8 protein-coding genes are annotated in these 12,991 nt (G+C 64.8%); 5 read left to right on the top strand and 3 right to left on the bottom strand.

All coding sequences use genetic code 11. The annotated features are described in order from the left end of the window. Positions 1–116 precede the first annotated feature (116 nt). Positions 117–1,361, bottom strand: a complete 1,245-nt coding sequence (locus tag XH81_RS05170; protein WP_028144268.1) for an MFS transporter — start codon at positions 1,359–1,361, stop codon at positions 117–119. 167 nt (positions 1,362–1,528) lie between these two features. Here XH81_RS05170 and XH81_RS05165 point away from each other — a divergent pair, with 167 nt between their 5' ends. The 5 genes from XH81_RS05165 (at position 1,529) to XH81_RS05145 (ending at position 11,157) form a co-directional block, all read left to right on the top strand. Then, entirely contained in the window at positions 1,529–2,878 is a 1,350-nt protein-coding gene (locus tag XH81_RS05165) for an Nramp family divalent metal transporter (protein WP_028144269.1), read from the top strand. A gap of 669 nt (positions 2,879–3,547) precedes the next feature. After that, positions 3,548–6,571, top strand: a complete 3,024-nt coding sequence (locus tag XH81_RS05160) for an adenylate/guanylate cyclase domain-containing protein (protein ID WP_244439227.1) — start codon at positions 3,548–3,550, stop codon at positions 6,569–6,571. Positions 6,572–6,720: 149 nt separating this feature from the next. Beyond that, positions 6,721–7,851 carry a cytochrome P450 gene (locus XH81_RS05155; RefSeq protein ID WP_244439226.1) on the top strand — a complete coding sequence of 377 codons (1,131 nt, stop codon included), beginning with the start codon at positions 6,721–6,723 and terminating at the stop codon, positions 7,849–7,851. 103 nt (positions 7,852–7,954) lie between these two features. Beyond that, positions 7,955–9,679 carry a hypothetical protein gene (locus XH81_RS05150; protein ID WP_244626217.1) on the top strand — a complete coding sequence of 575 codons (1,725 nt, stop codon included), beginning with the start codon at positions 7,955–7,957 and terminating at the stop codon, positions 9,677–9,679. Next, positions 9,676–11,157: a Dyp-type peroxidase gene (locus tag XH81_RS05145; RefSeq protein WP_028144273.1), complete on the top strand. Its 1,482-nt coding sequence runs from the start codon at positions 9,676–9,678 to the stop codon at positions 11,155–11,157. Before XH81_RS05150 ends, XH81_RS05145 begins: the two co-directional genes overlap by 4 nt. A 34-nt stretch (positions 11,158–11,191) precedes the next feature. On the opposite strand, the gene XH81_RS05140 is transcribed toward XH81_RS05145, so the two are convergent. Both XH81_RS05140 and XH81_RS05135 read right to left on the bottom strand, forming a co-directional pair. Then, positions 11,192–11,968, bottom strand: a complete 777-nt coding sequence (locus XH81_RS05140) for an arginyltransferase (RefSeq protein ID WP_028144274.1) — start codon at positions 11,966–11,968, stop codon at positions 11,192–11,194. A gap of 122 nt (positions 11,969–12,090) precedes the next feature. Continuing rightward, positions 12,091–12,633: an RDD family protein gene (locus XH81_RS05135; protein WP_028144275.1), complete on the bottom strand. Its 543-nt coding sequence runs from the start codon at positions 12,631–12,633 to the stop codon at positions 12,091–12,093. Positions 12,634–12,991 lie beyond the last annotated feature (358 nt).

The following is a 12,991-nucleotide window of genomic DNA, read 5'->3' as shown; positions in this document are numbered from 1 at the left end:
CCCGGCTGCAGCAAACACACACCGTCAGTGCGAGCGCAGCGAAGCAATCCAGGGTCTTTCTACGGAGGGATTCTGGATTGCTTCGTCGCGAAGAGCTCCTCGCAATGTCGGCGTAACTAGCAGCGCACCGCCACCTCATCCCCCACCATGTCCGGCTGCCGGTCCAGCGCCACGGCCGGCGACAGCCAGATCACCAGCGCCTGCACGCCGAATACGGCGGCCGCGAGATAAAGGCAGGCTTCCGCGCTCCAGAGGCCGCCGACGATCGCGCCCAGCGCCGAGCCGAGCGGGCGGGCACCGTAGCTCATGATGTTGATGGCGGAGACGCGGCCCAAGAGGCGCGGCGGCGTCACCGACTGGCGCAGCGTCGTGGTCGAGATCACCCACAGGATCGGCCCGACGCCGAGCAGGAAGAAGCTCAACGCCGCGAGCCAGGGCGAGGGGATCAGTACCGTCAGCGCCATCACAACAGCTGCAACGAAACCCGTGACCGGGCCGAGGCCGACGACGGTGCCGAACGCGAGCCGCTGCATCACGCGCGTTGCGAACAGCGCGCCGATCACCATGCCGACGCCGTACATGGTCAGCACCGTGCCGACGCCGGCGGCGGTGAGGCCGAGATGGCGCACGGCATAGGGCACGAACACCGCGATCTGCAGGAACCAGCCGGTGTTGAAGATGAACTGGGTGATGAACACCGGCCGCAGCAGCGGATGGTGGAATACGAAGGCCGCGCCTTCGCGGATGTCCTGGAGCGGATGGCGCCGCGGGGCGGGGGCACGCGCGGGTTCAAAGATGCCCGAGAGCAGCACGACAGCGATGGCCGAGAGCGCCGCGGCAAAGCCGAAGGCCGGGCTGGCGCCCCACCATCCCACCAGTGCGCCGCCGAGGGCGGGTCCGCTTGCGAAGGCGACGGTTCGCGCCAGCTCGATGCGGGCATTCGCCGCCGGCAGGAGGTCAGAGCTGACCAAGGACGGCACCAGCGCCGGCGCGGCCACGCTGTAGACCACTGTGCCGCACACGGCCGCGAAGCCGAGCAGCGCCAGCAGCGGAAGATTGAGGGCGCCGAGCGCGAGCAGCAGCACGATTGTCCCGAGGGCCACCGCCCGCAGCGCCTCGGCCCCGGCCATCAGCGAGCGACGCGAGATGCGGTCGGCGAGCAGGCCGGCCGGGATCGCGAACAGCACGAAGGGCAGGGTCAGTGCGGTCTGCAACAGGCCGGTCTGGCCTTCGGCGACCCCGAGCGTGAGCACGGCGACGATGGGAGCTGCGGCCAATGCGATCTGCTCGGCCGACTGCGCCGCGAGGTTGGACCAGGCGAGGCGGCCAAAGGTGTCGGGGAGGCGAGGCGGGTTTGACATGGCTCATTTCCTGCAAAGTCGGGTAGGCGCCAGTATCCGGCGCCAACGGCCGTCAAACCCACCCGCTTCCCGACACGGCGGCGAATAACGGCAGGAACGGGAACCCATGCCGCTAGATGCAGTTGCAAATGAGTTGCAATAAGACTCGATTTCGGTATTCTCGCCCCATGGATGCCCGATCGCCTGATTTGAGTCCCGCCGCCGGCTGGCGCGCTGATGCGCCCGTCACCAAAAGTCTCGCCGAGGTCAACGCCACGGTCGCCGTTCCGGCCGCTGGCCGCTGGTGGCGCCGGCTGCTCGCCTTCGTCGGCCCAGGCTATCTGGTCTCGGTCGGCTACATGGACCCCGGCAATTGGGCGACCGACCTCGCCGGCGGCTCCAAATTCGGCTACACGCTGCTGTCGGTCATCCTGCTTTCGAATTTGATGGCGATCCTGCTGCAGTCGCTGGCGGCACGGCTCGGCATCGTCACCGACCGCGACCTTGCGCAGGCTTGCCGCGCCACCTATTCGCCGGCGGTGAATTTCCTGCTCTGGCTGGCCTGCGAGGCGGCGATCATCGCCTGCGATCTCGCCGAGGTCATCGGCACGGCGATCGCGCTCAAACTCCTGTTCGGCATTCCCCTGATCGGCGGCGCGCTGCTCGCGGCGCTCGATGCCTTCCTGCTGCTGCTCCTGATGAACCGCGGCTTCCGTTTCCTCGAAGCCTTCGTCATCGCGCTGCTGGCGGTGATCGCGGTCTGCTTCGCGGTCCAGATCGTGGCTGCGGCGCCGCCGGTGGCGGAGGTCCTGCACGGCTTCATGCCGAAGAGCGAGATCTTCACCAACCCGGAAATGCTCTACATCGCGATCGGCATCATCGGCGCGACGGTGATGCCGCATAATCTCTATTTGCATTCCTCGATCGTGCAGACGCGCGCCTATGAGCGCAACGACACCGGCCGGCGCGAGGCGATCAAATGGGCGACGACGGACTCGACCATCGCCCTGATGCTGGCGCTGTTCATCAATGCCGCGATCCTGGTGGTCGCAGCCGCAACCTTCCACAAGAGCGGCCATTCCGACGTTGCCGAGATCGGCCAGGCCTTCGAGCTGCTGTCGCCGCTGCTCGGCCTCGGCATCGCCTCGACGCTGTTCGCCGTGGCGCTGCTCGCCTCCGGCCTCAACTCGACGGTGACGGCGACGCTCGCCGGCCAGATCGTGATGGAGGGCTTTCTCGACCTGCGCCTGCCGAGCTGGGCGCGCCGCCTGCTCACGCGCGGCATCGCCATCGTTCCGGTGATCGTTGTTACGGCGATCTATGGCGAGCGCGGCACGGCGGATCTGCTGGTGTTCAGCCAGGTCGTGCTGTCGATGCAGCTGCCCTTTGCGGTGATCCCGCTGGTCCGCTTCGTCTCCGACCGTCGCAAGATGGGGCAGTTTGCGATTCCGGGATATGTCGCGGCGATCGCGTGGATCGTCGCGGGCGTCATCGTGATTTTGAACGTGAAGCTGCTGGTGGATACGCTGTTCGGGTAAGGGGGCGGCGGCTATTTGTCCGGCCCGTTCAAGTGGGCCTTGCCCGGACGGCCCCCCGATCAGGCAGCGAGCATGACCTTTGCGAAAGCGAGCGTCTGCCCGGTTTGATGTGTTGGCTGGCGACGTTGCTTCCGTTTCGCGCGCAGGGGTTGCAAAACCTGGCGTCGGAACTCGATTTGGCAAACTGTCACTTTTCAATCTGTGCGGCGCGCGTATACTAGTTGCAATTGCTGACCGGGCGTACAATAATAACCCCTGTTTCAGCATTGATTTTGCTTCCGGCGGGATGATCGGCGGGTCCTGCGCCGGACCAAGAGCGGCCACTGCAAATCTCCGGGCTCATCTATCGGTTGTGCGCGAATATGGTTGGCGCACGAAATTTTTGGTTTGATCGTTTGGATTGATCGACAGCTTGTTTTTCTGCTGAGCGGGTTCACGCCCCGAAGGGGCGATGTTCAAGCCAGAACGCGTTGGTAATTTCGTTCAAGTCATTGATGAGTGTGTGCTGCCGTGACCAGGTGTCCCGCTTGTTCAGCCCGTATTTCCCGCGAGCATCGCTTCTGCTCTCAATGTGGCGCGAGTCTCAATCGTAACGCGGAGGAGCCGGGCGCCCCCGAGCGCGATGCGCACGTCGTCCAGCTGCACCATCATCTTCCCGTTCGCTCGCAGATGCTGACTGAAAACAAGCAGGTCAGCGTGCTGTTCGTCGACGTCTGCAACTCGACCTCCCTTTTGCAGCATGTCGACCCCGAGGAAGCCCGCGCCTATCTCGGCAGGGCACTGGACCGGCTGGCTGAGGCGGTCGAGACCTATGGCGGCACGGTGAGCCAGTTGCTCGGCGACGGCCTCGTCGCCTTGTTCGGCGCGCCCGTGGCGCAGGAAGACCACGCCCTGCGGGCGTGCCTTGCCGCTCTCAAGATGCAGAGAGCATCTATTCCGGCCCATGACGTCGGAGGCGTTGTGAGCCCGACGCTGCGCATCGGTATCAATTCGGGCGAGGTGCTGGTCGGTATCGTCGGACAATACCGGTGGTCCCATTACGGCGCGGACGGAAAGACAATCCATCTCGCCTCGCGGCTTGAAAAGATGGCGCCGCCCGGCGGCATCCTGATCAGCGCCGCGACGCAGCGGCTGGTCGCGCAGCAGATCGACACGCGTACGGCCGGCGTGCGGATCGTGCGCGGACTGGATGATCCGATCGAAGTGCATGAAGTCGTGGTCGAGACCGAAAGTTCGGCGGCAGCGCCGTTGACGCGGAAACAGCGCTGGGCGCCTCTGATCGGACGCGAAGACACGTTGAGGATCCTGGAAGGGACCCTGGAGACCGTTCAAAGGTCCGGAATGCGAACCATCGGGTTGTGCGGCGATGCCGGGATCGGCAAGTCGCGCCTGATCGTCGACTGGATGGACAGCCTCGCGCGGGAGGGGGTGGAAGTCTGCTTTTCCCAGGCGAGAGGATATGCGAGCACGCGGGCCTACAGCACCGCCACCGATCTGACCGCAAGTTTGGTCGGGCTTCCGCAAACCAGCGCGGCGGACATTCGGCATTCCGCCAAGCAGACGTTGATCGCGAAATGGCCCAATGACGGCGCCGAGCATCTGGCGGCGGTCAATGATCTCTTGGGACTTGCGGCGCCGGATGAGGCCTGGCTGGCGCTGAACCCGGCGCAACGACGGCGCCGGATCGGCGAGGCGCTGCTCTGGCTCGTGCGCAGACGCGTGCGGTCCGGCGCGTTCCTGCTCGTGCTCGAGGACGTCTTCCTGGCCGACCGCGAGAGCCGGCGGCTGTTCGAGGGCCTGCTTCCCAAACTTCAGGCGCTGCCGGTCCTGATTTGCGTCACCTATCGCCCGGATTTCGACCATCAGTGGCGTCGAGCCTCCTGGTTTTCCGAGCGCGTGATCGAGCCGCTGGGCGACGGAGAAATGCTCCAGCTCGCGCGCGCCTGTCTCGGCGATGATCCGTCCGTGCTCGGCGTCATGACCGAACTGGTCGCGCGTGCCGACGGCAATCCCTTCTTCCTGGAGCAACTGGTCTTCACGCTGATCGATGACGGGTCGTTGGAAGGGACCCCGGGCGCCTACCGTTTGCAGAGGCCTTTCGGAGAGCTGCGCGTGCCGGGCTCCATTGCGGCGGTGATCGGGGCGCGGGTCGACAGGCTGCCCGAAGCCGCAAAATCGGCGCTCGAGGCTGCGGCCATCCTGGGCGATCCCATCACGCACGATTTGGTTGCCGCGATGCAGGCCGTGGACCTCGAGCGCGCCGAAGAACTGCTAGGCCTTTGTGTCGCGTCCGGATTGCTGACGAGTCCGGATCAGGCGAGGGGCTCGCACGGATCGCACGCCTTCGCGTTCCGCCATGCGCTGGTCCGTGACGTCGTGCTCGGGGTGCTCACGCGCGCCAGGCTCAAGGCACTTCATCGCCAGGCCTTCCTGGCGCTGCACGCCCAGCCCGGGGCCGCCGATGTCGATGCCGCGCCGGCACTGGCGCATCATGCCTTCGGGGGCGAGGAATGGGAGCAGGCGGCAAGATTTGCCGTCAAGTCGATGGCTCGTGCCATCTCGCGCTCGGCCAATCAGGAGGCCGTCCAGCTGCTGGAAAAGGGCATCCAGGCGGCACGGCGCGTCGAGGGCGCGACGACCGCCCAGACCCTGGAGCTCGCGCTTCGGCTGGAGGCCATTGGCGCAATGCTGGCTCTCGGGCAGATCGACGAGATCTTCGACAACATGGAGCGGGCTGAAGCCATCGCAGTGCAACTGAACGATCAGCGTGCAAGGGCGGCGGTTTCGACCGAGACGGCGGTGTTTTTATGGATGCGCGGGCGTTTCGAGCAAGGTCTCGGCTACGCTTCGCAGGGACTGGAAGCGGCTCGCCTCGCACAGCGTCGTCACATGATGATGGCGGCGCATCAGACCCGCCTCATGCATCTGCATGCGCTCGGGCGGTACGCGGACGCGGCGGCCGAAGGTCACATCCTGCTGTCGGACTACGAACCGGAATTGTCGGCGCATTATGTCCAGTCCGGCTGGGCTGCGATTCCGATCATCAACCTGTACGCATTTCATGCCAGCACGCTGTGGCGCCTCGGGGATGGCGGCGCCGCGGACGATTTCTGCGCCAAGAGCTATGAGATTCTGTCGAACATCGATCACCCATATTCCCGTCTGTTGATCGACACGGTCCAATCGCAGATCTGGGTCGAACGCGAGGAGCTCGACCGTGCCGAGTCCCTGATGCGCACGGGTGTGCAGCAATGCATGACGCACAACGTGCCGACGATGCTGTCCGTGTGCACCGGCGTTCTCGGCAGCGCGCTGGCGCGCAATGGCAAGGCTGCCGAAGCGGTGCCCATGCTGGAGAAGGGGTTCGCCGATCGCATCTACGAGGCGGCCGGCCCCTATGGCAGGACGTTCATGCGCGTGAGCCTGGGTGTCGCCTATCGCAAGCTCGGACGACTGGATGATGCGATCGCTGTCGGACGCAAGGCGGTCGAGCAGGCCGCTGAGGAATACGGACACCAGACCGAAGCCCTGTACGAGCTCGCCGAAACGCTGCGGCAGGCCGGCGATCAGGCCGGGGCCGAAGCGCATTTCAAGCGAACCGCCGAGGCGGCGGAGCGTCTGGGTATGCCTCACTACCGGAAACGGGCCGCTGCGGCGCTCGCAGATCGGCGGAAGGACGGGTACGCAGCATGAAAATCTCAGCTGGCACTCCTGATGCAATGCCGCCGGGGCTCCGCAGCCTCTCCTATGGGATCTTCTGTTGGGCCAATCGCCGTCCGAGGGCATTGCGAACCGTCGGTGCCCTGTTTCGGCTCTGGCCGTTCGCGGGCGGCTGGTTCGGCATGGCGGCCCGCGCCAGTGCGGTCAAGGGTGTGCTGACCAGGCCGCAGAGTTTCTCGAACTCGGCTCATGCGGCCAATCTGGCCGCCGGCGATTACCTGATTGGCATGGATCCGGGTCCTACCTACCACGACGACAGGCGTCTGCTCGATGACCGGTTGGCTTTGCTGGCTGCGAGCCTGCCGGCCGCGGCCGATCAGGAGGTTCAGCGACGCGTCCAGCAGCTTGGGCAGCGCGGGACGAACAAGTCGTTCGACCTCATTGACGATTACCTGATGTGGATCGTGTTTCGAGCGATGGATCCGCTGTTCGGGGCGGCAACGGGCAAGGTGGTGGCGGGCGCGCATGGCAACGTCAACGATCCCGGGCTGCAACGGCAATATCTCCTGGAAATCAGGTATGTCGCAGGCCAGCTGCTTGCCGGAAGCACTGCGACGCTGAGGGTTCAGCGACGGGCGGAACTCTGCTCGGACGCGTTGCGGGCACGTATCGCCGCCGTGAGCCGCGACATCGAACAGGCTTGGGGTGTCCAGAGCACCGCCAGCACCATCACGCGGAATGCCGCCGGTCTTGCCTGGATTTCGCATCCGGTCACGGTGCAGTCGGGGGCACTGGCCGTGCAGGAGTTGCTCGGGCGCTCCAGGGTTCACCGGGCCTTGCGGGCCGAAGCCCAGCGGCTCGGGCCGGCCGGCGTTTGGCAAGACGCCAAGTTCCGCGATCTGGTGCGCGAGCACATGCTCGAGCTCATGCGCTTTCGACCCATCTTTCCGCTGCTCGCGCGCGACGTGCCGCGCGATACGGAATTCGAGACCGGGGCGCGGCACAACGCGCCGTGCTCCGCTGGCGGCAAGATGGCGATCTGGTCGATCGCCGCCCTGTTCGATTCCAGGGTGGTCAAGAAGAGCGGTCGGTTCTGTCCCGCCCGCAATTGGGGGCCGCACCAGGATTTGCGCTGGCTGATGTTCGGATACGGCACCCGCCAATGTCCCGCCAAGGATTACGCGGTCGAGATCCTGACGAGTGCGCTGATTGGTCTGCTGATCCTGCCCGAGTTGCGGCTCACGCGGGGCGAGGGCAAGGCCATCGCCTATGACGGCCCGCTGATGTCTCGCATGCGCGTGAACTTCGTCTGACGGATTGGAAGGACAATCCATGCTCAAAATGGTCCGGCAGCAGATGATCTGCATCATTGCGCCAGGCTGGCGCGGCGCGGTGGATTTTTCGGACTCCGGAGACATGCAGTCCGCGCTGAATGCACTTCTTCAGGACGTTGCGGTCATTCAGTTCGCGTCCATCGCCCTGTTGCCGGCGCGCACGGACGCACGGGAGCAGGCGCCGTCGCTGATGCTCGAGCTTGCCGTCGAGGAAGGCATCGATCCCAAGGACATGCTGTACAGGCTGGTCCATCATCCCAGCGGCGCGATGTGGTCGCTCTTCAGCTCCTATTGGCCCGGCGGCGGGCCTCCGCTGGTGAGCGCGCGCAACGGGCAATTGTTCGACAAGCTGATCGGGTGGCTCAGTCTCGCCGATGGCGGCTTCGTCGGTCCTCGCGACAGAACGGCCCGGCAGATCAGGAAGGAGCACGATCTCCTGATATGGACCCGGGATGAGGGACGCAAGTTGAGAGCCATGTACGGCGATGATCGTGCATCGTTCGCGCTTGCGCTGGCGCAGCGGGCATTCCAGGACCCGCGCTTCGGCTGGGCGATGCAGCCTGCGCCGCGCTCCTATTGGCGCGGGAAGGGTGCGAGCATCTCCGCAAAGGTCGGCTATGGGCTCGTGGTTTTCGGCTTGTGGCTGGCCCTCGTCTGGCTCCTGGGCGCACTGCCGCGCGGGTTGTTCGGCGCCATCACCTGGTTCGTCGGCGCATCCTATCCCCCGGTGCAGTCCGTGGTGGACGTCATCAGCAGTGTGAGCATGTGGATCGTGTGGGCGAGCGTCAGGGCACTGCTCGCCTTTGTCGGGCTGCTGTTCCTGGGATGGCTGCTCCTGGTCGCGCTGCCGGCCCTGTTCGCGCCGTGGCGGCGCTGGGTGGACAGCGTCCGCCGCGAACTCGAACGACCGACCGAGACGTGGTCGTCATTCTCCACCCGTGTTGTCGGCTGGATCGTGGTCGTCCCGTTGCTCCTCGCCATCCTGGTGTGTGCGGTGGTCTTCGTCTTCTATCCCAAGCCGATCATGGACGGGATCGAGGCTTTGACCGCGCGGGTTCCGGGATGGGAGCTCGCCCTCTTCGGCGTGCTTGCGATCGTCGCGCTGCTCTGCATCGGGTCCTTTTTCTCCTGGATCAATCGCCGGTTTGCGACCTTGAGCAAGTGGTTCTTTCATCCCTACGAAGACGATGTCACCCGGGCCCAGCAGGTTCATCCGTCAATCGACCAGTGCGAAGCGCTGTTGGCCAGTGGGACCGCGCACATGGTCAGCCTGACCGATATCCGCAGCCCGAACGGCTGGAGCGCCTGGTGGATCCGCGTGTCCCTGCGCGTCGTGACGTTCTTTGGGCGGGTGTTCTTCACCGAGGGGCGGCTCGGTGATGCACCGGGTATCCATTTTGGCCATTGGCACATTATCGAGGACGGTCGGCGCTTTCTATTCTGCTCGAACTATGACGGCAATTTCGGCGGTTACCTCGACGATTTCATCAACGGCGCGACGATAGGGACGACGTTGGCCTGGCGATGGACGACGCTGAGGCCGCGGGGATCGGCGGCGGTCGGGCAGCCGGACATCAAGGTGCCGCGCGATTTTCCGCCGACGCGTTTCGTGCTTTTTCGCGGCGTGAAGTGCGAGTTGAAATTCAAGTCCTACGCCCGCGACAGCATGCTTCCGCACATGTATCGCTTCGATGCGTGCAACGCGACGATCGAGGAGATCGACCTCGCGACCGGGCTGCGCGACGCCCTGTTCGGCGAGCGCAACGACAGGAACGACGACTTCATCATGAGGGCGATCGAAACATGAAGGCCTCGCATCTCTCCGAACAGCTCGCGGACATTCAGGGAATGCTCGGAAGCGGTTATGGCTGGTTGAAGACCAGCCGCTTCTGGCTGCTGACGATCAAGTCTGGCCGCGAGGACGATGCGCGAGCGTGGCTCGCAGAGCTCGTCGACAAGAAACTGGTCGTCAGTGCCGCCGATGTCAGGAAATCGAGGAAGCATCCCGTCGACGATGCCGTCGCGATCGCTTTCAGCTATTTGGGACTGGCAAAGCTCGGATGCGACGAGACTGCTGCGCATCCGTTCCCGTCCCCGTTCAGCAGCGGCATGGGCTGCGACCTGCGCGCGTTGCTGTTGAGGGACAGTCCGCGAGAATGGCGCTGGTCCGATGTTGAAGGCGGTGCCGGCGGCCCCGTGCATGTCCTGGTTGGCGAATGGAGAATGCGACGGAGCGCTGCCGAGATGGCGAGCGCGCCGGAGAAGTCGGCAGAACTGGATCCTGATCCTGATGTGTTCGATGTCATCAAGGTCGACAACGATCCCTGCGCCTTCCAGCAAAAGGCGGGCGACGAGGAAGAAAGATTGTATGAGTCCTTCGGGTTTCGCGATGGCCTCGCGCAGCCCGTGATCAGCGAGCTCAGGGAAGAGCGCGGCGCCGAGCGCAAGAAGATCAGGCGGGATGCCGGCATCCTGTACGAGGACCGCGTCGTCGCTCCGGGCGAATTCATCCTGGGCTATCGCAACGAATACGACGAGCTGACCTATTGCCCCAACGTCAAGCGATGGCCCGGCGACGCCACGTATACGAGCGGCCGCTTCGCGCTGAACGGGACCTATCTCGCGGTTCGCCAGATCGAGCAGGATGTCGACGCGTTCGCGAAATTTGAAGCGGTGTACGGCGAGGCTGTCTGCGAGAAGATGATGGGCCGTCGAAGGGATGGAAAGCCATTGTCGTGGCAGGGCAGTCCCGGCGTTCCGATTTCGGATTCGGAAGCCGATGCATTTCGCTTTCGTGTCGACGACGCGAACGGGTTTGGCTGTCCGAAGGGAGCCCATATCCGCCGGGTCAATCCGAGGGATACGCTCGGCATCGACGTGCAATCGAGCATCAAGTCGGTCAAGCTGCACCGGCTGCTGCGCCGGGGGCGGCCCTATCGCGAGGAGGTTGCGAACGAAAAGCCGCGCAAGGGCATTTTCTTCATCGCCTGCAACGCCGATCTCGAGCGGCAGTTCGAGTTCATCTACCAGCGCTGGTTGCGAAATCCCCGGTTCGTCTGCCTTAACGACCAGGACGACCCTCTCGTCGGCAAGCCCGCTGCCACCAGGAGCTTCTCCATGCCGGGATTGGCAAGCGGCGAGGAAGTGTCCCTGGCCGCGTTTACGCAGACGCTGGGGGGAGGCTATTTCTTCCTTCCCGGCATCTCTGCGCTCAAATTCATCCTCGGCTGCGAGGGCAGTTCGAAGGCGGTCGGCTCAGAGGCCGTCGTAGCCTTGGCGCCCTGAAAGCCGGCGCGGGACCGGACGGGGCAACGTGAGGTCAATCCTGCGGCTCGGACGCCGCGTCGCCCTGTGCGTCGACGCGCAGCCAGCCCGAGGGCGCGAGGCGCTGCTGCGGCAGGAAGCGGGCCTTGTAGTCCATCTTCTTCGAGCCCTCGATCCAGTAGCCGAGATAGACGTAAGGCAGCCCCTGCCGGCGGGCGCGGGCGATGTGGTCGAGGATCATGAAGGTGCCCATCGAGCGGCTGACCTGGCCCGGCTCGAAGAACGAATAGACCATCGACAGGCCGTCGCTGAGCACGTCGGTCAGCGCGACCGCGATCAGCTCCTCGCCACGGCCGGTGATGCCGCTGTCGGGGCCGCGCTTGCGGTATTCGATGATGCGGGTCTCGACATGGCTGTCCTCGACCATCATGGCGTAGTCGAGCACGGTCATGTCGGCCATGCCGCCATGGCGGTGGCGGGCGTCGAGATAGGCGCGGAACACCGAATATTGCTCGGAGGTCGGCACCGCGCTGCGCTGCTCGCCGATGATGTCGGAGTTGCGCGCCATCACCTTGCGGAAGTTGCGGGAGGGGCGGAACTCGTTGGCGACGACCCGGACCGAGACGCAGGCGCGACACTGGTCGCAGGCCGGCCGGTAGGCGATCGACTGGCTGCGGCGGAAGCCGCCATGGGTCAGGAGGTCGTTGAGGTCACCGGCGCGCTCTCCCACGAGGTGCGTGAACACCTTGCGCTCATGCCGACCCGGCAGATACGGGCAGGGGGACGGCGCCGTAAGGTAAAATTGGGGGGTATCGCGCGAGTGCTGGGTCAAGGGACGTCGTGGGCCTCCGAAGTGAGTATCAGCATCGCGCTACGGAAGCCCCCGGTCAATTGGTCAGCTTGGCAAGTCAGGTCAGCAGTCAGCTTAGAGGATCCCGGTTAGTAGGCCGTTGATCACCAGGTCCTCACGGCCTGCGGCACCGGCGCGCGGACGGAATTGTTGATCACGACCGTTCCCAGCACGAAATCCTGCAGCAGGCGCCGGCGGCCGTTGAACAGGCCGAGCAGCACCACGAAGGGCGTCAGGAACGAGACCGACACCCAGAACAGCACGGCATGGGTGGCGCCCAGCACGAAATAGCCGGGTGCGCCGTACCAGGTGCGCAGCTCCAGATCCATCACCCGCATCCCGATCGTCGCGGAGGAGGGACCACCGATACAAGCGCCGTAATAGACGATCGCCCAGATCACGGAGGCCGGCCAGGCCAGCCAGAACAGCGCCCAGCCGATGCCGAGCGTGACCACGCCAAACAATGCGATGAAGATGTAGCCGAGGATCACAGGCACCGAGATCACGACCATGTCGATCAGGAAGGCAAACACGCGCCGCGTCGCAACGCCACGGAACAGCTCCGGGTGCAGATAGGGGTCGTAGGCATGCGGCTGCGCCCCGCCGTCATTGCGCCAGGCTCCTGAATTGCCCGAGTCGTACGACATGATCCGTCCTCCCAAGGGGGAAACAGAGGGGAAAAACCCTCGAGGCAGGACATGGGAACAGGCTTTCCCCCTGCCAAGGGCGCAGGCGCATTAACAAGCCGAAATATTCCGGCGATTCGGGGGCGGGGGAGGGCACGATGTTGGCGCCGCAAACACCGGTGTCGTCCCGGACAAGCGAAGCGCAGATCCGGGATCCATAACCACAGGGAGGAGTTTGGCGAAGACCGTTAGTTGATTTCGCCGGTACGAATACCGCGGATCACAGTTAGATCACGCGGTATGGGTCCCTGCGAACGCACTAGGGCATGCACATATCTCTGAGGCTCCATCCTGCTGCGACGGCGTTGAAGTATTCGAG

It is taken from the genome of Bradyrhizobium sp. CCBAU 25360 (assembly GCF_028128695.1).
In the GTDB taxonomy this organism is placed as follows: Bacteria; Pseudomonadota; Alphaproteobacteria; order Rhizobiales; family Xanthobacteraceae; genus Bradyrhizobium; species Bradyrhizobium ottawaense.
This window is presented reverse-complemented; position numbering and strand designations above follow the sequence as displayed.